The following is a 20,067-nucleotide window of genomic DNA, read 5'->3' as shown; positions in this document are numbered from 1 at the left end:
TCCTTCGCGAGTGTGTTCAGTGCAACGAGACGGGCTTAGCCAAGCTTAAAAGCCTTAACGCTTCAGCTTGGCAAGCGGCGAATCCGGCGGATACGTCGGGGTGATCGGCTTCGGCGAACCGAGCATCACGCACATCAGCGCGTCTTCTTCGCCGACGTTGATTTCCGTGCGGTAGACGCCCGGCGGCACCGAGATCAGATCGCGCTCGCCGAGCACGGCTTCCCACGTTTCGCCGTCTTTCTCGCAGACCACTTTCATCTTGCCGCGCAGCACGAAGAAGATTTCCTCGACGTCCATATGGATATGGCTCGGGCCGATGTTGCCCGCCGGAATCACCATCGTCGAAAACGTGAAGCCGCCCGCGGGCACCGTGTTCATGTCTTTCGCGACGCCCGTGCCGCCCGTGCCGACGTAGCGCATTTGCGCGCGGCGGTACTTCGGGTCGTAGTCGGCCTGGAACTTCAGCGCGTCCCAGTCGTAGCGACGCGTTTCCAGGCGCGCGACGCGGCTGTCCAGCCATTGGTCAAAGCTCGCGTCCGCGGGTTGTTCCCACGATTTGCGTTCGAGTTCGGCGTCCGCCATCTCTTTCTCCTTTCGATTCGACAAGATCAATTCATCACGAAGCCGCCGTTCACCGGCAGCAACTGGCCGGTCACGAAGCGCGCGGCATCGGACAACAGGAACAGCACGGGCCCGGTCACGTCGTCGGGCACTTGTGCGCGTGGTAGCGCGCGGCCTTGCAGGTAATACTGATGCCGCTCAGCGGGCACGTAGGCGGTCGCCTCGACTTCGGTGAGGCCCGGCGCGATCGCGTTGACGGTCACGGCGTGCGCGCCGAACTCACGCGCGAGCGAGCGGGTCATCGAGATCACCGCGCCCTTGCTCGCGACGTAGGCGAGCAGCTTCGGCGCACCCCACATCGCCGTGTCCGACGCGATGTTGACGATGCTGCCGCGGCCCGAGTCGCGCAGATACGGCAGCGCGGCGGTGCTCATCAACCAGGTGCCGCGCACGTTGACGTTCATCACGGCGTCCCACGTGTCGACCGACAACTCGTCGGCGAACTTGCCGCCGGAGTGGGTGATCGCCGCGTTGTTGATCAGCGCGTCGAGACCGCCGAGCTGCGCCACGGCCTGCTGCGCGAATTGCGTGATGCTGGCGGGATCGGCGAGATCGAGCGGCAGATAAGTCACCGCATGCCCTTGTTCGACAAGCGATGCAGCCAGCGCCTGACCTTCTTCGTGCAGCACGTCGCCGAACACCACGCTCGCGCCGGCTTGCACCAGCGCGCGCACAAACGCCGCGCCGAGACCGCGCGCGCCGCCCGTCACGAGGACGCGCCGGCCGGTGAGCGCTGCGAGCGCGTCGTTATGCATGGCTGTGGCCCGCTTCGGCTTGCGCCGCTGCTGCTGCCAAGCCGGACGCAGCCTCCGCCGCTTGCGCGCGATGCGCCTCCAGCGCGGCAAAATCCTGTTGCGCGCGCTGACGCAGCATGCGGCGCACACGCGTCATGCCGACGTCGTGCTGATAGAGGAATTCCTGATCGCGAGCGTTCGGCGCCATGCTTTCCAGCACGTAGCGGTCTTGCTCCAGCACGGCCCAGTGCAGGCCTTCGAGACGATTGCGATACATGAAGCGCCACGCGTCGCGCTGCCAGCCCGACACTTTGCGCGTGCGCCAGAAGTACACCTGGCAGTTGTTTTCATCGACGGGAACGGCGAAGCCGATGATCCCGAAGTTGCCGCCCGGGCCGAACTTCTTCTTGTACGGAATCGCGAGGCGCATCCACAGGCAGCCGGTTTCGCCGAGTTCCACCCAGTCGAAATTCACGTCGCGCTGGCCGACCTTTTCGAACATCAAACCGGTTTCGGTTTTGCGCACACGCATATCGGCCTGCTTGTCGCCTTCGGCCATGGAGTGCGACGTCGCATGGAGATACGCACCGTGCATCGGGTCCATCACGTTGTCGATCGCGTACTGGTAATTGCACTTCCAGTTCGACATGCACAGGAAGTTCGCGTACTCCTCGCCGACCAGTTCTTCCGGCAGCGCGAGCGGTGCAGGCTCTTTATGCGCGTCGTCGCCGAACCACAAGAAGATCGCGCCGGCATGCTCTTCGACCGGATACGACTTCACGCACTTCTGGCCTTCCAGCGGACAGTTCGACACCGCCGGCACTTTGGTGACCTCGCCGCTGCCGTCGATTTCGATGCCGTGATACCAGCAGGCGACGCTGCCGCCGAGATTCCAGCCGAGCGACAGACGCGCGCCACGATGCGGGCAGCGGTCTTCGAGCGCGCGAACCCGGCCTTCCTTGTCGCGCCACAGCACGATCTGATCGCCGAGGCGCGTAATGCCGACCGGCGCATCGCCGACTTGCCAGCTCGGCGCGACGGGATACCAGTAATTGCGCAGACCTTTGTCCAGATAGGACTGGATCGGATCGGCTGCGCCGTGAGTCGTTGTATTGGGGGACGTCATCAAAAGACTCCGGAGACGAGAGCGAAGAAACGTGTTCGGGAAAGCGCGCTTATTCGGCGAGCAGGCGGAATTCGGCGGCGAGGCGGTCGGCGTCCCACGTATTGCCTTCCGGCGTACGGAAGCCGACGCGATTCAAACCGTCCACCACTTCCTGCAACTCCACCGCGCCGGCGTCGAACACTTTTTCGAGTGCGTCGCCGAAGTCGTTCTCGTATTGGGTCGGCTCGGCCTTACGGGTTTGCCAGATGAAGTTGCCCGTTTCGCCCGGCTTCTCGATCACGCCCTTGCCGGCGACGTTGTTCGGCTGCGGCGCGAGCCACGGCTTCAGGAAGGGATTGAAGTTCACGATTTGCTCTCGCATGTCATTCCACCTTGATCTGGATTTCTTCGCCGGCGAGTCGCACCGAGTACATCTTCAGGTCGCGGCCACCGGGCTCTTTCAGGCATTTGCCGGTCGGAATATGGAACACGGCTTCGTGCAGCGGGCATTCGACGGTGTCGCCGTCGATAAACCCCTGCGTCAGCAACGCGTACGCATGGGGGCAGACGTTTTCCAGCGCGTATAGCGCATCGCCCACCTTGTAGATGCCGATCTCGGTGCCGTCGAGCTTGAACTCGATCGGCGCGTCGTCGGACAGGTCGCCGGCATGGCCGGCGCAGCGCCATTGTTCAGTCATTTCTCGCCTTCTCCTGAAGCCTTATGTTCCATATAAGGAACATCAGTTCGTGTATGGATAATTATAGGAGTGGCTTTCGCGAGAAAAAATAAAAATCTGGATCGCCTGGGGAAAACACCGACTGTGGCATTCGCAACACAGCATTGCGCAATCCGGCCGGAATCCTCGAATCGTGCGCAGCGCCTTCTGGCGTCTGGTTCAGCGCTTATTGGCAGACAAATCGGAACGGCCCGATGCGGGTTTGTACGGGGTCCGAAAATTTATTTTGACCACTTCTAGACTCACTATACTTTTCCATAGGCGATACAAACGCCCATAGGTGGAACACAAAGCGGTGCGGTTTTGGCGCATAAACCCAGAGCTGCAATCAACCCCAAAGCAAGGATCAGGGACGACGACATCGGCGCAGGCCAATCCGTCGTGAGATCAGGAGAACCAACGGTGAAGCACATCATTGCGGCCGGCTTGACGGCAATCTGCGCAACGACTGGCGCATGGGCGCAGAGCAGTGTGACGCTATACGGCAGTCTGGACGCCGGTATCGCGTACATCAGCAATGCGGGCGGCAGTTCGAAATGGATCGAGGAACAGGGCAACATGCAGCCGGACCGCTGGGGCCTGAAAGGCGTCGAAGATCTGGGCGGCGGACTGAAGACGGTTTTCCAGCTGGAAAACGGCTTCTATACGAACACGGGCGCCTTCGCTAAAACGGGCGTGCTATTCAATCGGCAGGCGTTCGTGGGATTGAGCTCGGACAAGATCGGCACGGTGACACTCGGCCATCAGACGCCATTCAGCTTCGACGTCCTGGGTCCGTTGAGCACGGCTTATCTCGCCGCCAGCTGGTATGCGTTCCATCCGGGCAATATCGACGAACTCGCCGACACGGGCGTCGTACCGTTCGACAACTCGGTGAAATTCCGCTCGGCGAGTTTCAACGGCTTCTCGGTCGGCGCAATGATGGGTCTTGGCAACACGACCAATTTCTCCACCGGCAAGACGCTGAGCTTTGCGCTTAGCTATGCGAACGGCCCGTTCAAGGCGGGCGCAACGTATGCGAACGAGCACGACCGTACGCCGTCGATCGTCACGACGGGCATTACCAACTTCCAGGGCGTGGCAGCGGCGACCTACACGGCGGACAAGGTGGAGAACATGGGCGCAGGCGCGTCCTACCAGTTCGGCAAGCTGCTGGTGCACGGTCTGTACACGCGGGTGAAGCTGGAATACGCCGGTCATTCGAACACGTATCAAAGCTACGATGCGGGCGCGAATTATCAGTTCACGCCGTTCAACAGCATTGCCGGCGGCGCCGCGACCACGACGCTAGCAGGACACCGCTGGACGCAGTTCGAGATCGGCGATATTTACGCGTTGTCGAAGTCGACACAGTTGTACGTGAATGCGCTATATGAGCGCGCAGGCTCGAACACGGACGCCGCGTTCTTTACCGCAGGTGTGTCGAGCGGTCGCAATCAGACGATTTTCCTGACGGGGATTCATCACTCGTTCTGATGCGCTGATCGTCGGATGCAGGACGACAGCGAACAGGCAAAAGCGCGCGAGTCGGCTGTGAACTCAGCCTGACTCGCGCGCTTTTTTTCGTTGATCCAGCGGCTAGATCAGTTCGCCGCAACCGGCCTGCGGCGAGCTTGCGCCGCGGTCGGATCGTCCGGACGCGGACGATAGCTCAGACGCTCGGACAATTCGAGCGCCGCCTGGCAGACCGCGATGACGAGCGGCTCGCGCTCCTCCGCCTCGCCGATATCCGAACGCGGAATCGTGACGGTCAACGCGGCGGCAATCTTGCCGCTCTGATCGCGCACCGGCGCACTCACCACCGAAATACCCCGCTCGAACGACGCTTCGCTCAACGCATAACCCAGCGCCGCGCTTTCGCGCACTCGTCCATACAGTTCTTCGACGGTGTTCGGCGTGCGCTCGGTGAAGCGTTCGAGTTGCGACTCGGGATACAACTGACGCAGTTCGTCGAAACTCAGATCGCCCATCAGCACCTGGCCATGCACGGTGGCATGCGCCGGCAGACGCGTGCCGACATGCACCTTGACGGAGCTGAACATCGGCTCGTGGGTTTGCGCCTTGGCGACGAACACCACGTCGCGCTGATCGCGAATCAGCAGATGCGTGCTGAGGCCGGTCGCGTCGCGCAGACGTTCGAGAATCGGCGTGCCGACGTCGGTCAGTTCGAGCGAACTCAGATACTCGAAGCCGAGCCGCAACACCGCGACGCTCAGCCGGAAATAACGATCGCCATTCACGCGTTCGAGAAACCCGAGCGCTTCGAGCGTCTGCAACAAGCGGAACGTGGTGGTGCGCGGAATGCCGATCCGCTTCGACAATTCGGGGGCGCCGAGCACCGGTTCGCGCGCGCTGAACTCAGCGAGAATCCGCAGGCCGCGCTCGAGACCCGGCACGAGATAAGTCGATCCGCCGGCGCTCTCTTCGTCGGTGGAATCGGAGGACTCGGCGCCTTCCATCTGGGCCCGCGACAACGCGTCGTGCTGCGAAATCGAGGCCGCCGCGCCGCGTGGCTTTGCCTGCTTGCGTCCCACTCCTGTTTGCTCTTCTTTTGCCATCTTGGCTGCCGTTTCTGCGGTTCATCGTAGTCAGATCAGCATCATAGCGCGAAGCACCCGGCGGTCATTTATCGGCGCCGCAGCCCATTCGCGCGGTGCTATCCTTTGATGCGGTCTACTGCGCGCCGCCTCAGCGCCGCGCTTTCGCTCCGCTCAAGCGTACGGAGGCCACGCTCATGTCCGATTCCATCCAGATTCAGGTTGCCGACTCGCATCTTTACCCCGGCTGCGCGGTCCGCATTCCGCATTTGCCCGAGTCGGCCCGCGAGGCAACCGCCGTCATCGAATTCGCAGATGGCTCGGGCGCGAATGCAACCTGTCACCGCCGCGCGCTCGACGAACTCGAATTGGCCGTGGACCGCTATGCGACACAAAAACGTCACCCTATTGATAGTAGACAATGGCTGCTGCTCGCCGTCGATGCAACGCACCATAGTTGGCGCGTGAAGCGCCGATTGCCTTAGGCCGCCTCTTGCGGCTCGCCCGGATCCGCCACCGTTGGCGCACGCACCCGTTTTCGCGGTGCGACGCCCCAGCGCCCGTCACGCCCACTTCGGAAACGACCGATGAACGACCACGACTCCACCCTGCCGCCCCACGCCAACAACGCTGATCACACCGACAACGCCCCCGACGATCCCGACCGCAGGCGCGTTCTCACCGGGCTCGCGGCGGTCGGCCTCGGCATCGCGCTGGCGGGTTGCAAGACCGAGCAAGGTTTGTCGAGCGACGGCGCGCCGCGCAGCGCCGCCGACTTGCGTCTCGACGCCGCGCTGCACGACCAGGTCAAGCACATCGTGGTGATCTACGCGGAAAACCGCAGCTTCGCGAATCTGTACGGCAACTTCCCCGGCGTGCAGCATCCGCTCGACGCCGTCAGCGCCGAGCGCTATCTGCAAGTCGACCGCGACGGCAAAACGCCGTTGCCGCGTTTGCCGGCCATCTGGGGCGGCCTCGTGCCGCAAGCGCAGGAAGTGGACGGCAAGCGTTACATGATCGCGCAGAAGGACATCGGCAATCTGCGCAACCAGCCGTTTCATATCGCCGACGCGCAAGGCGCACCGCTGCCCAATGGTGTGATCACGCGCGACCTGGTGCACCGCTTCTATCAGAACCAGATGCAGATCAACGCCGGCCGCAACAATCAGTTTGCCGCGTGGGGTGATTCCGGCGGCCTCGTGATGGGGCATTACCGCAATTCCGCCGACACGCTGCGTCTGTGGAATCTGGCGCAGCAATACACGCTGTGCGACAACTTCTTCATGGCGGCTTTCGGCGGTTCGTGGATGAACCACATCTTTCTGATTTCGGCACAGCCGCCGTTCTATCCGGACATTCACAATAGTCCGGCGAAAAAGCTGGCTTCGGTGGTGGAAGGCGACGATCCGACCGGCACGCGGCTGAAGCTCGCGGAAGACTCGCCCGCCTCCGCGCTCGACGGTCCGCCGAAGTTCGTGAACGACGGCGCGTTTACCGCCGACGGCTACGCCGTCAACACGATGGCGCCGCCCTATCAGCCGAGCAACGTGCGGCCGGCCGAAGGCGGCAATCCCGCGTTCGCGGATCTGTCGAATCCGCGTGTGCTGCCGCCGCAAAATTACGCGACGATCGGCGACCGGCTGACGGACAAGGGCGTCGATTGGGCGTGGTACAGCGGCGCGTGGCAATACGCGCTGGATCACCAGGACACGGGCGCGGTGCCCGACTTCCAGTATCACCATCAGCCGTTCAACTACTTCGCCAATTACGCGCCGGGCACGGCCGCGCGCCGCCAACATCTGCGCGACGCGGGGCTCGGCAACGACGCGGCGAGCAATCGTCTGATCGCGGATATCGACGCGGGCCGTTTGCCCGCGGTCGCGTTCTACAAGCCGCAAGGCGACCTGAACATGCACGCGGGTTACGCGGACGTCGAATCGGGCGACCGCCACATCGCGGCGGTGATCGACCATATCCAGCGCGGGCCGCAGTGGGCAAATACGGTGGTGATCGTCACCGTCGACGAAAACGGCGGCTGGTGGGACCCAGTGGCGCCGCCGAAGGGCGACCGTTGGGGTCCGGGTTCGCGCATTCCGGCGCTGGTGGTGTCGCCGCTCGCGAAGAAGGGCTACGTCGATCACACGGTGTATGACACCAATTCGATTCTTCGGCTGATCACGCGCGTGCATGGGTTGACGCCGCTGGATGGCGTGGTGGCGCGCGACCGCGCGTTCGCGAGTAATGGGCTCGCGCCGCTGGGGGATTTGACGGGGACGTTGGATCTGGCCTGAGCGAGCGGGTTAGCGCGGGGTTTGGTTTTTCGCGCGTTGCGCCTGCGGCAGTGCCGCAGGCGCGTCACGTCACGTCGCGCTATTGCGCCGCGCCACGCAATTTGGCGATCACCGCGTCCGAGATTTCCTGAGCGGTTTTCTCGATCGTCTTTTTCTCGTCGCCTCTCGACATCATGAACTTCGCGGCGATCACGTAGGGATTCAGCTTGATGACCGCGCCCGGCTTGTTCTTGCTGTCGGCCTCTTCGACGGCCTGGTAAAGCGGCGGCAGATCGGCCGCGCCCAGGCTATCGCACGACACCGCCACCTGAATGTCGTTCTGACCGGCGCCGAACCCGACCATCGCCCGACGCAGGCGATTGCCGTCGTCGACATTCAGAAACACGCCGCGTACTTGCCAGCCCGCTGCCGGCAACGGTTGACCGGGCGCGCTGCGACGCGCATCCGCGCCGCCCTTTTTCAAATCCTCGGTCAGCGCATCCGCCATTTCGTCGACGATGTGTTTCGCGTGGTCCTGCGGATTCTTATCCTGCCCCAACGGGCCCGGCCCGCTCGGCAGCAATCCGCGCAGGCGACGCACGCGCTGCCCTGGGCCGCTATCCGGCGACACATTCGCGACGTCGAGATCGAAGTCGGCCACGTAGACAACCGGCGCCGGCGCGGCGAACGGCGCATTGTTCGCTGCGACGCCAGGAATCGCTGCCGCAGTCAGACATCCCGTCACCACCGTGTACCGCAACAATCGATGCAGCATGGCGCGCCTCCGCAGACGTCATCACGACGCGGCTATCGTACCGCCGCGTGCGTGGCGCGTTCGTTTTTTTCGTGTCGGAACCTGATACTTCCAGACTTGAATAACACACGCCGCCGCCTAGACTGGTATAGCCAAACTTCGCAATCTGTACGGAACTGCCATGCGCCTAACCATTCTCATCAACGGTTCGGATCCCACCGTCAGCCACGACTACGCCGTGCTCTGGCTCGACACCGAAGAACATCGGTGGTCGAGAGAGGCGCATCAAGGGATCGATCTTCCGCCGTGGGGCGAATTGCACGACGAGGACGGCGTGACGACGCTCTGTGCGCCCAGCACGGACGCACCGCTGTGCACGCTGCGCGGCTTGCATGTCGACCGCAAGCAGCGTGTGAGCGCGGCGCAAGGCGCGGCCGCATGGACCGCGCTGCCCACGCGCGCACCGACGAGCGGGTTCTGGCGTCTGCAGGCGGTGGATCGTCAGACGGTTCGCGCTGAGAATAGTGTGTTCGGTAATTGAGCTCTGGCGCTTTCTTTCTGTCGGTCGGAATTGCTTCGTGACGGTGCGTATGAATGAGATTTGAGCGGCGAGAAATCGCACGCGCGTTCGCGCCTTCGCTCGCCGAACCTCTCTTGTTGAATTTCGCCATTTATGCGTTTAAGCCCATCTTAAGTTTCCATCCGTAGAGTTGGAACTCCACGCATTAGGGTCGCTGCAAAGCGGCCCGTTTTTTTTGCATGACGCGCTTGCGATCGCGCCACCCACTTCGCACCTGCGCCGCTTTCTTAACGCGACGCACGGCACACCACTCCACCTTTCTTCTTCCGGTTTTTCGCAGTGTTTGGCTTCGCTCGAATCGCGCTTACGACGCTATACTTGCGCCCCCATCCCTCGACCGATCGACACATGAAGAAGTGGTTTGCCTGTCTGTTATTCGCTGTTGCCGCGCACTCGAACGCGGCGCCCTCCTGCACCGAGTTCACGCCAAACGCGCAATGGCCGGTTCTGACCAATCAGAAGATGGCGCCGAAAACGCGCATGCTTTGCTATAGCGACTTCGCGGTACTCCATTCCGGTCTCACTCACGGTCCGTTGTGGTCCGCCGAGCATCTGACGGCCGACCATATCGAAGCGGCCAAAGAAATGGTACGCACCAACAAATTCTTCGAAGACGCGCGCTTGCCGGACGGCGAAGGCGCCACTCTCGCGGACTATAAGCGCAGCGGCTTCGATCGCGGTCACATGAGCCCGGCGGGAAACCGCTGGAACCAGGAAGCCATGGCGCAGTCGTTCTCGCTGGCCAACGTCGTGCCGCAGAATCGCGAAAACAATCAGCGGTTGTGGGCGCGTATCGAAACCGCCGTGCGCAAAATCGCGGTGTCATATGGCGATACGTACGTGGTTACGGGGCCGCTCTTTAACGGTCAGCAGTTGCAGACCATCGGACCGACGCGCGTGTTCGTGCCAACCCAATTGTTCAAGGTCGTCTATGTGCCGTCGCGCAAACTGGCCTTCGCGGTGATGGTGGACAATGTGTCGACCAACCGTTACGACATCAAGACGATTCACGAACTCGAAGCCGCATCGGGCATCCGTTTTCCGGGCATTCCGGAGAACCTCAAAGATCAGCGACCGGGAGGACTAAAAGGTGTTTAAACCCTATTCGAACGACGACGACGTGCTCAACATTCAGGGCGACGCGTTCACCATCAGCAATGGCACCACGCGCGTCGTGCTGAACGGCACGCTGGAATTGACGCAGGATCAAGCGGGGCTGAAAGCGGCGCTTGCGCTTAAGGCCGCGGCGGATGCGGTCGTCGCCGCGTTGCAGGCGCAAGCGAATCTGCCCGCGAAAGTGAAAGACGAGCCGGATGTGAAACCGGGCGTGGTGCGCAATCCGTTTCAATAAGGCGAAGGCTTAGCACGGCGATGGGTGGACCCGTAGCCAATCACCGCCGTCGCGTTGATTGGCTCGTGCCACGCCCCTTGATTCAGTACCCCGACATGTTTCAGCCGTTACGTTTTGTCACCAGAGCGTCGTCAACTCCTGTCTTCCGGCCAACGTTAAACCGGCAGCGCTGAGCAAAATCAGCCGCGATACAAGAAACCACCGGTTTAACCAGGAGTAACACCATGAAGACGCTTTTCGCCGCTCTCGCTTCCGCTCTCGTCGTGTCGACCGCATTTGCTCAAACGGCCGCACCGTCCGCCGCGCAACCGGCACAACCCGCGCAAACGCAGGCCGCCGGTCAAGCGAACCTGAAGGCCAGCACCGCCGTGCAAACCGGTGCAACGGACGAAGGTGCCGCGACCACGAAAGCGCCGGCCAAGGCCGCGAGCAAGTCGCATGTGAAGAAGGTTGCCGCTCACCACACGGCCAAGCCGCATAAGGTCACCAAGAAGGCCGCAGTCGAAACAAGCGCCGCGAAGAGCAAGACGGAGAGCGCGAAAGAGGCCAGCAATGCCCCGGCGAAAGTCGACGGCGCAAAGACCGACACGACCAAGACGCAATAACACGTGATCGGTTTCGGCACGCATCGGCCATGCATGGGTAGTTAGTCGAAGCCGCACCGTGCCGTTCAGGGAGGGCGAGTCCAAGGACTCGCCTTTTTTTTTGTGCGTCTCGCGAGAGAGCACGCGTTCATCGCGCGGCGAAAAACGCCGCATGATTTTTTCAGTCGATGGGTGAATCTTTGCACCGCGTTTACCTGCGGAAGTCTAATCTCGAACTGTCTTGATCAACCCTGGCGTCGACGAACGCCGGATTAAATGGCACTCACACAAACCATCGATAGCTTCGCTCGACAGCCGTTCAACGCGCCGCCGGCCCCATCGCGCAACAACGTGATTCCCTTTCCCTCGGCGCGCGTGCGCCTGCAAGTCGGTCTGCCGCATCTCGCGCATGATGTTCCCGGCGCCCAGTTGCGCGCACTGCTTCATTCCCCGCTCGGCGTGTACGTGGTCAGTACCGAAGCCGATCGTGACGAAGTACGCGTGCAACTCGATATCGCGCACGCCGACCTCGACTTCACCCTGCATACGCTGATCTCGACCCTCCCCGCCGCGTTGATCGGCCCCGTGAAGCGCCGCAGCGCGGCCGCAAAGGTGCGCTGATCATGTTCTCCGGTATCTGGCTGCCTATCGTTACGCCGCTGCGTAACGGCGAGGTCGACGTCGACGCGTTGCAGCGCCTCGCCGACTACTATCTGCGCACCGAAATCAGCGGCTTTGTTGCGCTGTCCACGACAGGCGAAGCCGCTTTGTTACAGGAAGCCGAACGCCTCACCGTGCTGCAGGCGCTCACGGAAGTGGTGGGCCAGCGATTGCCGATGCTGATCGGCGTCGGCGGCTCGAACACGCGCGATGTGCTGCACGACATTCAGCGCTACGAGCGCTGGGACTGCGCGGGCTATCTGGTATCCGCACCGTCGTATGTGTGTCCCGATCAAGCCGGTGTGCAATGGCACGTCGAGCAGGTGGCGCTCGCCACCGAACGCCCGATTGTGTTGTACAACGTGCCGCACCGAACCGGCGTGACGATCGCACCGGAAACGGTCGCGCGGCTCGTCGAACACGCGAATATCGTCGCGATCAAGGAGTGCGTGAAGGAACACTTCGAGAAGCTGAGCGTACTGCCCATCAACGTACTTTGCGGCACCGACGAAGCCTTCGACGACTGCCTGCATCATGGCGGCGCAGGCGGCATTCTGGCCAGCGCGCACGTCTGCGCGGATCTGCTGGTGGCGGTGCAGGAACTGATCCATACCGATCGCGCGACGGACGCGCGCACGCTATTCGCCAGTTTGCTGCCGGTGTTGCGACTGCTGTTCGCGGCGCCGAATCCGTCGGCGATCAAAGCCATGCTCGCTTTCGATCATTCGCTCAGCGACGAGACACGCATGCCGATTACGCGTGCATCGGCTCAACTCGTCGAGCGGTTGAGCACGGCGCGCGACCGCTTGCAGGATCTGCGCGCCGAGTTTGCCGGGGCGACGAGCTAACCAATAACGCGCCGCGAATCGCTTCTTCAGTCGCGGCGCAGACTTGCGTCGAAACGTTGCATGCGCAACACGACACGCCGCGCGTAGCCGCGGCCGCCACCGCTGTAGCGCAGCAACGCCGCGTCGAGATCGCCACCGCTCGCGTCGAGATAGTCGCGCAGAATCGTCGTGCCGATGCGCACGTTGATCGCCGGATCGGACAGATCGGTGGTGCCGGCGATCAATTGCGGATGTGCCGCGGGCAGCACCTGCATCAAACCGCGCGCGCCGGCGACGCTCACCGCGTGGCGATCGAAGCTCGACTCGACCGACATCACCGCGAGCAGCAATACCGGCGAGATCGCATGGCGGTCGGCTTCGGTCAACACGGCACGCGCGATCTTCATCGATTCCACCGGTGCAACGCGGAATTGCGCACGTAGCATCGCGGTGATATCGCTGAGCGAAGGGAGTGCGGACTCGGGCGTCGACTCGCCCGGAGAGTTGCTCATCGATGCGCTGATCGGATTGCTTGCGACCGCAACCGCCATCGGTACAGCCACCGCCGATTGTGCTTCGACCGTCTGTGCGGCAACGCCGAACGACAGCGCGATCGCCGTGAGCATCGTCGTCACGCGGGCTTTTCGTTGTAGTTGCACAGCATCCAGAACGCTATTTCCATGCATGTTTTCGCTTCCTGACCCGGAGTGTCTCGACCTTACCGGGCTTGGTATAGCGAATCGCCAAAGAAACAGGGGTGCGCCGTAAAATGCGTATAAAGACGCTGCGCGCCGCGGCACACGACGTATACGCATCTTTTGCGCGGTGTAGTGCGTTATTGAGGCATTCGATATTTCAGGAATGTCAGACTTCGATGATCGGTTATCGGGAGATCATCATGTCCAGTCTGAACGTTCGTCCGTACGCCGCCGCATCACAAGGCAGCCTCGACGACACGCGGCATCGCGCCTCGCTCGTCGGACGGCAAGCGGCCCGGCGACGGACACTCACCCTGGCATTAGCAAGCAGCGCGGTGGCCGCGATTGCGATTGGAGCGGGCTTGCCTTCAATGGGTATCGCGGTTTATCTCGCCGCAACGCTGCCGTTCGCATTCTTCTCCTGAACGGTGGCGGCGCGTGTTTCACCCGGCGGCCGGATCGAGCTCCGCTAGTGCGCCGAGTTTCTTCACATCGGTGATTTCGATCTCGGCGTAGCCGAGCTTCAACGCCCCTTGCGTTTCGAACTGCTTCAGCACCTGGTTGATCGTCTGTCGCGACAACGCCAGCATCATCGCCAGATCCTCCTGCGGCACCTTCAGCACGCGCCGCAGTGCGCCGGGTTCACCATAGCCGCCGGCCATCAGCAGCAGGCGGCGCGCTACGCGCTGCGCAGCAGGCAGTAACGCGGCTTCTTCGATAGCCTCGAACGCGAGGCGAAGCTTTTGCGTCAGCAGCAAACCGAACACGTGCCAATACGCGGGCGTGCGTTCGAGCATCGCGGCAAGCACGGCGCGCGTCACATGAAACAGCACGGAATCGCGTTCGGCATACGCGTTATGGGTTCGCGGCCGATTGTCGAACAGCGCGATCTCGCCGAACCAGTTCACCGGCTCGATCACCGCCAGCAACGCTTCCTTGCCGGCCGAACTGGCCGCGCCAATTCTCACCAGACCGTCGAGCACGCAATAGAGGCCGTCGTCGGTATCGCCGCGCGTGAAAAGCCGCTGCCCGGCAACGAGACACTCCACGCGCCCCGCCTCGATCAGCTGTGCCTGCATGTCGGCGGGCGCCGAGCGGAACCACGCGCTACGCGCCAGCAGCGCGGTCAATTCATTCTCGTTCGGTGAAAAACTCGCAGTCATAAGACGGCATCCGTGTCCGATTGTCGGCTACCCGATGGTTTCAAATTCCGCTGCCCGCGATTATGCTGACTTTGACGGACGAGGGGCATCCATGAGAACGCTGACGCAACAACTGACGCAATACGCGGCTTACCATCGCGACCGGCGCAATATCGCCACGCATTTCATCGGCATTCCGATGATCGTGCTGGCGCTCGCAGTTTTGCTGAGCCGTCCCGCTTTCGCAGTCGGCGCGCTGCCGTTCATGGCGTCGCCGGCGTGGCTGTTATTCGGCGCGGCGACCGTTTATTACCTCGTGCTCGACGCGCCGCTCGCCGTGATGATGGCCGTCGTTTCGGTCGCGTGTGTCACGTTCGGGCAATGGATCGCCGCGCAATCCACGTTGATCTGGATCGCGACCGGTGTTGGTTTGTTCGTGGTCGGCTGGGTGTTCCAGTTCATCGGCCACGTGGCTTATGAACACCGCAAGCCGGCTTTCGTCGACGACGTGATCGGCTTGATGATCGGCCCGCTGTTCGTTCTCGCGGAGGCGTTGTTCGGCTTGGGCTGGCGTCCGACGCTGCGCGAGGCGATCGAGGCGCAAGTCGGCCCGACACGTATCAACGCGGAGCGGGCGGCGGCGCATCGCTAATGCGGCATGGCGTAGCGCGGCGCCGCGCGACCCGCCAACGCGGGTCAATTCGGTGCGAGTCGAACCAGCCGCACACTATGCAAGGCCGTCAATGCGACTGCGATCCAGATCGGGATATACGTGGCCAGTTGCGCGGCGTTCAGCGTTTCGCCGAGCAGCATGATCGAAACCAGCACGAGCAACACCGGCTCGACATAGCCAAGAATCCCGAACAACGCGACCGGCAACAAGCGGCTCGCCTTCAGATACGAAGCGAGCGCGAGCGTACTCAATGCACCGAGACCCGGCAGCAATAAAAACCACATATCCAGACGGCCGCCAATCACCGTCAGCGAACCGCCGCTGATGGCGAACGCGATCGCCGCCGGCAATAGCAACGCCATTTCGACGGTGAACATGCCGAGCGAATCCTGATTGATTCTGCGGCGCAGCACGAAGTACGGCGGGTAGCCGAGCGCAACGAGCAAGGTCGGCCACGAAAAAGCGCCGGTCATCCACAGTTCATGGGCGACGCCCGCCGCGGCGCAGATCACCGCGAGCCACTGCAAACCGTCCAGACGCTCGCGATAGTAGAAGCGGCCAACCAGCACCATCACCAGCGGCAACAGAAAGTAGCCAAGCGAGACTTCAAGCATGCGCCCGTGCAGCGGCGCCCACAGAAATACCCACAGTTGCGCGCCGAGCAGAACGGCGCTGACGATCATCGCCACGCCGAGTTTCGGCTCGGTCACCATGCGGTAAAGAAGCTGCCGGAGAATCGGCAGGCGCTTGCGCAACGCGACCAGCAAAAGCGCGCCGGGCACGGTCCAGATGATTCGCCACGCGAAGATATCGAGGCCGCTGAGCGGTGCGAGCAGCGTTGCGTAAGCGGACAGTAATGCGAACATCGCGGACGCGCCGACAGACAACGCAATGCCGCGCTTTGGGTCATACTGGTTCATTGCATTGTCCGTAATGCGATCGCGATTACCGGCCAGGCAGTTGCGAGCAAGGTTGTTTGCAGCGCAGTATCCGGCAGCGCGGCGTGGAGGTTCTTCATTGGCGAGGTGTCTGTTAAGCGGGCAGCGCAAGCCGGCATTCTAGACGGGTTGGTCGTACGCGGCTTTGCGCGTTCCCGTCGACAGGCTGCAAATTATTCCGTGCGCATCGAGTATCGATGCACTAGAACTTAACTTCACGCGCGACGAGCCACGCGAGGCTGTTCGACCGGCAGCGTCTCTCGCAGCCGCCCAAGCCGGCTCAAGCGCGAATCTTGCTACGAAGTCTTGCGACGCTGTTCGCCCTGTCGTTCGCAACGCCCCGCTGAAATGTCCCATGGGCGACACAGCTTGTGCAGCATCCCTGAGCCGGGCCGGCCAACACGTCCAACCGACAAGCCCGCCCGCCTCTTCCGCGGCATGCCTCGACAGCGCGTCCAATGCGCCCGTCGCTGCCCTGCCGGCCACTCCGCTCATCGAATGTGACTACTGGAGCCACCATGACCCAGCCAGCCCTCTCGCACGACGCCTCACCCGACTTTCGCACCACGTTCGCCGCCGAAGTCCGCGCCGGACTCACCCACACGCCGCAAAAAGAACTGCCGTCGAAGTATCTGTACGACGAAGTCGGCTCCGCGCTGTTCGAAGTGATCACCGTGCTGCCCGAATACGGCGTGACGCGCGCCGAAGAGCGGCTGCTCGCCAAACACGCGGCGGATATCGTCGCGCATTTGCCGCATGACGTGACCGTTGCCGAACTCGGCAGCGGCAGCGGCCGCAAAACGCGGCGCATTCTGGAAGCGCTGTGTAAAAAGCGCCCCACTTCCTACTGCCCGATTGAAATTTCGCGCAGCGCGTTGCAGTTGTGCCGGCGCGAACTCGGGGACATCGAGCGGATTTCGATTGTCGGTTATGAACGCGATTACCTCGCCGGCCTGGCCGAAGTCAGCAAGGACCGCGCGGCGGATGACCCTCTGCTCGTGCTGTTTCTCGGCAGCACGATCGGCAATTTCGGCCGGCTCGCGGCCACGCGTTTTCTGCGCGACATCCGCAACATGCTCGCCCCCGGCGACGCGCTGCTGCTCGGCACCGATCTGATCAAGCCGACGCCCGTGCTGATCGCCGCGTACGACGACGCGGTCGGTGTAACGGCATCGTTCAATCTGAATCTGCTGGCGCGCATCAACCGCGAACTCGATGGCGATTTTCCGCTCGATGCGTTCGAGCACGTGGCGCGTTTCAATCCGGACGCGCGCAGCATCGAAATGCATCTGCGCGCGAAGCGCGATCTCACAGCGCACGTCGGCGCCGCGCAGTTGACCGTGTCGCTGAAAGCGGGCGAAACGATCTGGACCGAGAGCAGCCACAAATATCGCGCGGAAGAAATGCCCGCGATTGCCGACGCCGCCGGCTTCGTGTGCAGCCATCAGTGGGTCGAGGATGAATGGGGGTTTGCGGAGAGCCTGCTGGTGGCACGCTGAGCGCGGCAGCGGATACCGATGTCGATGCCTACGCTCGCTGAACCCCGCAGCGAAGCCGATTCACCTGCGCAATGAAAAAGGCGGGCCGCCATCGGTGTGATGGCGGCCCGCCTTCTTCATTCAGCGCGGTGGCGACTCGCTCAGTGCTGCTCGAAACGCTCGTAACGCTTTTCGGTCGCGCGCTCTTCGCCGGCCACCTCGGTGACGCGCGCCGCCGGCGGCCCATGCCGCAGCCACGACAGCATCCGGTCGACCTGATTGGCCGAGCCCTGCAACATGGCTTCGACCGATCCGTCGTCGAGATTGGCCACCCATCCTTTGATACCGAGCGCGTGAGCCTGGCGCACGGTCGCGTGGCGAAAGCCGACGCCCTGCACGGTGCCGCGCACGCGCACGTAATACGTTTCGATCCGCTGATCCAGATCCGGGGACATGCCGTGTTCTCCTCTATCGACCCGGAATCAGCTCGTCAACGCTAACTCCGGTTCCATGCGACGCAAAACTTTCAAGCCGGCATTCTAGCTGCGTCGCGACGAGCTTGCTCGGCAATGTCCGTCCTCCACCCGCCTGTCCGGCGCACCCGGCGCGACACATGGCGCGCGCGGCACGTACAATCCGTCGACTGTCATGCAGGGAATGGAAACAGAATGAGCGAACAGAATCGCGATCTCGTGCTCGTCACCGGCGCGTCCGGCTTCGTCGGCTCGTCGGTGGCACGCATCGCGCAACAGAAGGGTTTCAAGGTGCGCGTGCTGGTGCGCGCCACCAGTCCGCGTCAGAACGTCGAGGCACTGGACGCGGAAATCGTCGTCGGCGACATGCGCGACGAAGCGTCGATGCGCAACGCGCTGCGCGGCGTGCGTTATCTGCTGCACGTGGCGGCGGATTATCGGCTGTGGGCGCCGGACCCGAGCGAAATCGAGCGCTCGAATCTCGAAGGCACCGAAGCGACCATGCGCGCGGCGCTGAAGGAAGGCGTCGAACGCATCGTCTACACGAGCAGCGTGGCGACGCTGAAGGTGACCCATTCCGGCCAGTCCGCCGACGAAACCTCGCCGCTCAAAGCCGATCAGGCGATCGGCGTGTATAAGCGCAGCAAGGTGCTGGCCGAGCGCGCGGTGGAACGCATGATCGCCGAAGACGGTCTGCCGGCGGTGATCGTCAATCCGTCGACACCGATCGGTCCGCGCGACGTCAAGCCGACGCCGACCGGCCGCATCATCGTCGAAGCGGCGCTCGGCAAGATCCCCGCCTTCGTCGACACGGGCCTGAATCTCGTGCACGTGGACGATGTGGCCGCCGGCCATTTTCTGGCGCTGGAGCGCGGCAAGATCGGCGAGCGCTACATTCTCGGCGGCGAAAACCTGCCGTTGCAGCAGATGCTTGCGGATATCGCGGCCCTGACTGGCCGCAAGGCGCCGACGCTGAGCCTGCCGCGCTGGCCGCTCTATCCGCTCGCAGTGGGCGCCGAAGCGGTCGCGAAGATCACCAAGCGTGAACCGTTCGTGACCGTCGACGGTCTGAAGATGTCGAAGAACAAGATGTACTTCACGTCGGCGAAGGCGGAACGCGAGCTCGGTTATCGCGCGCGGCCCTACCGCGAAGGCTTGGGCGACGCGCTCGACTGGTTCAGGCAGGCGGGCTATCTGACGCCCGGCTCGAAGCGCTGAAGCCCGCTTCATTAAGCGGCCCGCGCCCGGCAAACCGGCGCGGCCGCCAGCATTTTGTTACAACGTCACTGTGTTTGCGACAGGTAAAAGCCTACGCGCAGCAGGTAAAATCGTAGGTCTTACCAGAGAAACCTCGCATGAATCTTCACGAACAGCTCGGCGCGCTGGAAATGGGCGTCGACCAGCTCATTCAGGCTGTCGTGGCCCCGCAGGCCGACACTACTCCCAAGACACCCGCAGAGACCGTTGCGCCGCAGGCGTCGGCGGAATACGTTGCGCCTGAATCGCACGCGCATGAAGCTGCGGTGCTCGAGCAAGCGCTGGCGGCGGTGGCCGAAGAACCGGCCGAACCGGTTCAACCCACGCTCGAAATCAATCGTCCCGGTCAGAATGAGATCACCATGACGATCGGCGGCCAGACCGTCGCATTGCGTCCGGACCAGATCGGCAAATTGATCGAAGAACTGTCTAATGCTCGCGCGTCGATGACGCCGGAACCGCCGCCGGGTATCCCGCCGGGCTGGCGTTTCGTGTCGACCAAAAACCCGGTCATGGCGGTGCAGAAGCAGTCGAACGGCGACCGTTTGCTAGTCATGCGCCATACGGGGCACGGTTGGGTGCCGTTCACATTCTCGCCCGACATGGTGATTCAGCTTTACATGATGCTCACGCAGAGCAAATAAAAAA

At 62.6% G+C, this 20,067-nt stretch carries 25 protein-coding genes; 14 read left to right on the top strand and 11 right to left on the bottom strand.

Annotated features, from left to right (window positions below; genetic code table 11):
• Positions 1-54: 54 nt before the first annotated feature.
• Genes BX591_RS17920 through BX591_RS17900 form a run of 5 tightly spaced genes read right to left on the bottom strand, consistent with a single transcriptional unit; the run spans position 55 to position 3,158 of the window.
• Positions 55-582, bottom strand: coding sequence for a cupin domain-containing protein (locus BX591_RS17920; protein WP_111932718.1), 528 nt, complete (start codon positions 580-582; stop codon positions 55-57).
• 26 nt (positions 583-608) lie between these two features.
• Positions 609-1,376 carry an SDR family oxidoreductase gene (locus BX591_RS17915; RefSeq protein ID WP_111932717.1) on the bottom strand — a complete coding sequence of 256 codons (768 nt, stop codon included), beginning with the start codon at positions 1,374-1,376 and terminating at the stop codon, positions 609-611.
• Positions 1,369-2,481: an aromatic ring-hydroxylating dioxygenase subunit alpha gene (locus BX591_RS17910; RefSeq protein ID WP_111932716.1), complete on the bottom strand. Its 1,113-nt coding sequence runs from the start codon at positions 2,479-2,481 to the stop codon at positions 1,369-1,371. The genes BX591_RS17915 and BX591_RS17910 overlap by 8 nt, the downstream gene beginning before the upstream one ends.
• Before the next feature lie 49 nt (positions 2,482-2,530).
• Entirely contained in the window at positions 2,531-2,842 is a 312-nt protein-coding gene (locus BX591_RS17905) for a recombinase-like helix-turn-helix domain-containing protein (protein WP_105505422.1), read from the bottom strand.
• Position 2,843: 1 nt separating this feature from the next.
• Complete coding sequence (locus tag BX591_RS17900) at positions 2,844-3,158, bottom strand: non-heme iron oxygenase ferredoxin subunit (RefSeq protein ID WP_105505421.1); 315 nt, start codon at positions 3,156-3,158, stop codon at positions 2,844-2,846.
• A 441-nt stretch (positions 3,159-3,599) separates the two neighbouring features.
• On the opposite strand from BX591_RS17900, the gene BX591_RS17895 reads away from it, so the two are divergent.
• Positions 3,600-4,673 carry a porin gene (locus tag BX591_RS17895; protein ID WP_111932715.1) on the top strand — a complete coding sequence of 358 codons (1,074 nt, stop codon included), beginning with the start codon at positions 3,600-3,602 and terminating at the stop codon, positions 4,671-4,673.
• Positions 4,674-4,780: 107 nt separating this feature from the next.
• On the opposite strand, the gene BX591_RS17890 is transcribed toward BX591_RS17895, so the two are convergent.
• A complete protein-coding gene (locus BX591_RS17890; RefSeq protein ID WP_111932714.1) occupies positions 4,781-5,755 on the bottom strand; it encodes an IclR family transcriptional regulator in 975 nt (324 codons plus the stop codon).
• Between the two features lie 176 nt (positions 5,756-5,931).
• On the opposite strand from BX591_RS17890, the gene BX591_RS17885 reads away from it, so the two are divergent.
• Positions 5,932-6,219, top strand: coding sequence for a hypothetical protein (locus BX591_RS17885; protein WP_111932713.1), 288 nt, complete (start codon positions 5,932-5,934; stop codon positions 6,217-6,219).
• A 102-nt stretch (positions 6,220-6,321) separates the two neighbouring features.
• Complete coding sequence (locus BX591_RS17880) at positions 6,322-8,025, top strand: acid phosphatase (protein ID WP_111932712.1); 1,704 nt, start codon at positions 6,322-6,324, stop codon at positions 8,023-8,025.
• A gap of 79 nt (positions 8,026-8,104) precedes the next feature.
• Here the strand turns inward: BX591_RS17880 and BX591_RS17875 are convergent, their stop codons facing one another.
• Positions 8,105-8,779 carry a DUF4410 domain-containing protein gene (locus BX591_RS17875; RefSeq protein ID WP_111932711.1) on the bottom strand — a complete coding sequence of 225 codons (675 nt, stop codon included), beginning with the start codon at positions 8,777-8,779 and terminating at the stop codon, positions 8,105-8,107.
• A 160-nt stretch (positions 8,780-8,939) separates the two neighbouring features.
• On the opposite strand from BX591_RS17875, the gene BX591_RS17870 reads away from it, so the two are divergent.
• The 6 genes from BX591_RS17870 (at position 8,940) to BX591_RS17845 (ending at position 12,781) form a co-directional block, all read left to right on the top strand.
• Positions 8,940-9,299 carry a DUF3564 domain-containing protein gene (locus BX591_RS17870; RefSeq protein WP_035560487.1) on the top strand — a complete coding sequence of 120 codons (360 nt, stop codon included), beginning with the start codon at positions 8,940-8,942 and terminating at the stop codon, positions 9,297-9,299.
• Between the two features lie 387 nt (positions 9,300-9,686).
• Positions 9,687-10,436 carry a DNA/RNA non-specific endonuclease gene (locus BX591_RS17865; protein ID WP_111932710.1) on the top strand — a complete coding sequence of 250 codons (750 nt, stop codon included), beginning with the start codon at positions 9,687-9,689 and terminating at the stop codon, positions 10,434-10,436.
• Positions 10,429-10,689: a hypothetical protein gene (locus tag BX591_RS17860; RefSeq protein ID WP_111932709.1), complete on the top strand. Its 261-nt coding sequence runs from the start codon at positions 10,429-10,431 to the stop codon at positions 10,687-10,689. The genes BX591_RS17865 and BX591_RS17860 overlap by 8 nt, the downstream gene beginning before the upstream one ends.
• Before the next feature lie 224 nt (positions 10,690-10,913).
• Entirely contained in the window at positions 10,914-11,294 is a 381-nt protein-coding gene (locus tag BX591_RS17855) for a hypothetical protein (RefSeq protein ID WP_111932708.1), read from the top strand.
• Positions 11,295-11,549: 255 nt separating this feature from the next.
• On the top strand, positions 11,550-11,894 hold the full coding sequence (locus BX591_RS17850) for a hypothetical protein (protein ID WP_111932707.1): 345 nt from the start codon (positions 11,550-11,552) through the stop codon (positions 11,892-11,894).
• Positions 11,895-11,896: 2 nt separating this feature from the next.
• Positions 11,897-12,781: a 4-hydroxy-tetrahydrodipicolinate synthase family protein gene (locus tag BX591_RS17845; RefSeq protein WP_111932706.1), complete on the top strand. Its 885-nt coding sequence runs from the start codon at positions 11,897-11,899 to the stop codon at positions 12,779-12,781.
• 26 nt (positions 12,782-12,807) lie between these two features.
• Here BX591_RS17845 and BX591_RS17840 read toward each other — a convergent pair whose 3' ends face one another.
• Entirely contained in the window at positions 12,808-13,386 is a 579-nt protein-coding gene (locus BX591_RS17840) for a lytic transglycosylase domain-containing protein (RefSeq protein WP_244147050.1), read from the bottom strand.
• A gap of 272 nt (positions 13,387-13,658) precedes the next feature.
• On the opposite strand from BX591_RS17840, the gene BX591_RS17835 reads away from it, so the two are divergent.
• Positions 13,659-13,883, top strand: a complete 225-nt coding sequence (locus tag BX591_RS17835; RefSeq protein WP_111932796.1) for a hypothetical protein — start codon at positions 13,659-13,661, stop codon at positions 13,881-13,883.
• A gap of 18 nt (positions 13,884-13,901) precedes the next feature.
• Here the strand turns inward: BX591_RS17835 and BX591_RS17830 are convergent, their stop codons facing one another.
• Positions 13,902-14,621, bottom strand: a complete 720-nt coding sequence (locus BX591_RS17830; RefSeq protein WP_111932704.1) for a Crp/Fnr family transcriptional regulator — start codon at positions 14,619-14,621, stop codon at positions 13,902-13,904.
• A gap of 91 nt (positions 14,622-14,712) precedes the next feature.
• Between BX591_RS17830 and BX591_RS17825 the strand changes: the two genes are divergently transcribed.
• The gene (locus tag BX591_RS17825; RefSeq protein WP_111932703.1) at positions 14,713-15,252 is read left to right on the top strand and encodes an Mpo1 family 2-hydroxy fatty acid dioxygenase; all 540 of its coding nucleotides are present in this window, start codon (positions 14,713-14,715) and stop codon (positions 15,250-15,252) included.
• A gap of 44 nt (positions 15,253-15,296) precedes the next feature.
• Here BX591_RS17825 and rarD read toward each other — a convergent pair whose 3' ends face one another.
• Positions 15,297-16,193, bottom strand: coding sequence for an EamA family transporter RarD (rarD, locus tag BX591_RS17820; protein WP_111932702.1), 897 nt, complete (start codon positions 16,191-16,193; stop codon positions 15,297-15,299).
• Positions 16,194-16,729: 536 nt separating this feature from the next.
• Here rarD and egtD point away from each other — a divergent pair.
• On the top strand, positions 16,730-17,710 hold the full coding sequence (egtD, locus tag BX591_RS17815; protein ID WP_111932701.1) for an L-histidine N(alpha)-methyltransferase: 981 nt from the start codon (positions 16,730-16,732) through the stop codon (positions 17,708-17,710).
• Positions 17,711-17,850: 140 nt separating this feature from the next.
• Here the strand turns inward: egtD and BX591_RS17810 are convergent, their stop codons facing one another.
• Positions 17,851-18,144: an acylphosphatase gene (locus BX591_RS17810; protein ID WP_111932700.1), complete on the bottom strand. Its 294-nt coding sequence runs from the start codon at positions 18,142-18,144 to the stop codon at positions 17,851-17,853.
• 213 nt (positions 18,145-18,357) lie between these two features.
• Here BX591_RS17810 and hpnA point away from each other — a divergent pair, with 213 nt between their 5' ends.
• Both hpnA and BX591_RS17800 read left to right on the top strand, forming a co-directional pair.
• Positions 18,358-19,380, top strand: coding sequence for a hopanoid-associated sugar epimerase (hpnA, locus tag BX591_RS17805; protein WP_111932699.1), 1,023 nt, complete (start codon positions 18,358-18,360; stop codon positions 19,378-19,380).
• Positions 19,381-19,517: 137 nt separating this feature from the next.
• On the top strand, positions 19,518-20,063 hold the full coding sequence (locus BX591_RS17800; protein ID WP_111932698.1) for a hypothetical protein: 546 nt from the start codon (positions 19,518-19,520) through the stop codon (positions 20,061-20,063).
• Positions 20,064-20,067 lie beyond the last annotated feature (4 nt).

The organism is Paraburkholderia bryophila (genome assembly GCF_003269035.1).
GTDB lineage: Bacteria > Pseudomonadota > Gammaproteobacteria > Burkholderiales > Burkholderiaceae > Paraburkholderia > Paraburkholderia bryophila.
This window is presented reverse-complemented; position numbering and strand designations above follow the sequence as displayed.

What these genes read in the sequence shown, in the direction of transcription:
- BX591_RS17920 (WP_111932718.1), bottom strand. Translation starts at nt 582, where the DNA reads ATGGCGGACGCCGAACTCGAACGCAAATCGTGGGAACAACCCGCGGAC.
- BX591_RS17915 (WP_111932717.1), bottom strand. Translation starts at nt 1,376, where the DNA reads ATGCATAACGACGCGCTCGCAGCGCTCACCGGCCGGCGCGTCCTCGTG.
- BX591_RS17910 (WP_111932716.1), bottom strand. Translation starts at nt 2,481, where the DNA reads ATGACGTCCCCCAATACAACGACTCACGGCGCAGCCGATCCGATCCAG.
- BX591_RS17905 (WP_105505422.1), bottom strand. Translation starts at nt 2,842, where the DNA reads ATGCGAGAGCAAATCGTGAACTTCAATCCCTTCCTGAAGCCGTGGCTC.
- BX591_RS17900 (WP_105505421.1), bottom strand. Translation starts at nt 3,158, where the DNA reads ATGACTGAACAATGGCGCTGCGCCGGCCATGCCGGCGACCTGTCCGAC.
- BX591_RS17890 (WP_111932714.1), bottom strand. Translation starts at nt 5,755, where the DNA reads ATGGCAAAAGAAGAGCAAACAGGAGTGGGACGCAAGCAGGCAAAGCCA.
- BX591_RS17885 (WP_111932713.1), top strand. Translation starts at nt 5,932, where the DNA reads ATGTCCGATTCCATCCAGATTCAGGTTGCCGACTCGCATCTTTACCCC.
- BX591_RS17880 (WP_111932712.1), top strand. Translation starts at nt 6,322, where the DNA reads ATGAACGACCACGACTCCACCCTGCCGCCCCACGCCAACAACGCTGAT.
- BX591_RS17875 (WP_111932711.1), bottom strand. Translation starts at nt 8,779, where the DNA reads ATGCTGCATCGATTGTTGCGGTACACGGTGGTGACGGGATGTCTGACT.
- BX591_RS17870 (WP_035560487.1), top strand. Translation starts at nt 8,940, where the DNA reads ATGCGCCTAACCATTCTCATCAACGGTTCGGATCCCACCGTCAGCCAC.
- BX591_RS17865 (WP_111932710.1), top strand. Translation starts at nt 9,687, where the DNA reads ATGAAGAAGTGGTTTGCCTGTCTGTTATTCGCTGTTGCCGCGCACTCG.
- BX591_RS17855 (WP_111932708.1), top strand. Translation starts at nt 10,914, where the DNA reads ATGAAGACGCTTTTCGCCGCTCTCGCTTCCGCTCTCGTCGTGTCGACC.
- BX591_RS17850 (WP_111932707.1), top strand. Translation starts at nt 11,550, where the DNA reads ATGGCACTCACACAAACCATCGATAGCTTCGCTCGACAGCCGTTCAAC.
- BX591_RS17845 (WP_111932706.1), top strand. Translation starts at nt 11,897, where the DNA reads ATGTTCTCCGGTATCTGGCTGCCTATCGTTACGCCGCTGCGTAACGGC.
- BX591_RS17840 (WP_244147050.1), bottom strand. Translation starts at nt 13,386, where the DNA reads ATGCTCACGGCGATCGCGCTGTCGTTCGGCGTTGCCGCACAGACGGTC.
- BX591_RS17835 (WP_111932796.1), top strand. Translation starts at nt 13,659, where the DNA reads ATGTCCAGTCTGAACGTTCGTCCGTACGCCGCCGCATCACAAGGCAGC.
- BX591_RS17830 (WP_111932704.1), bottom strand. Translation starts at nt 14,621, where the DNA reads ATGACTGCGAGTTTTTCACCGAACGAGAATGAATTGACCGCGCTGCTG.
- BX591_RS17825 (WP_111932703.1), top strand. Translation starts at nt 14,713, where the DNA reads ATGAGAACGCTGACGCAACAACTGACGCAATACGCGGCTTACCATCGC.
- rarD (WP_111932702.1), bottom strand. Translation starts at nt 16,193, where the DNA reads ATGAACCAGTATGACCCAAAGCGCGGCATTGCGTTGTCTGTCGGCGCG.
- egtD (WP_111932701.1), top strand. Translation starts at nt 16,730, where the DNA reads ATGACCCAGCCAGCCCTCTCGCACGACGCCTCACCCGACTTTCGCACC.
- BX591_RS17810 (WP_111932700.1), bottom strand. Translation starts at nt 18,144, where the DNA reads ATGTCCCCGGATCTGGATCAGCGGATCGAAACGTATTACGTGCGCGTG.
- hpnA (WP_111932699.1), top strand. Translation starts at nt 18,358, where the DNA reads ATGAGCGAACAGAATCGCGATCTCGTGCTCGTCACCGGCGCGTCCGGC.
- BX591_RS17800 (WP_111932698.1), top strand. Translation starts at nt 19,518, where the DNA reads ATGAATCTTCACGAACAGCTCGGCGCGCTGGAAATGGGCGTCGACCAG.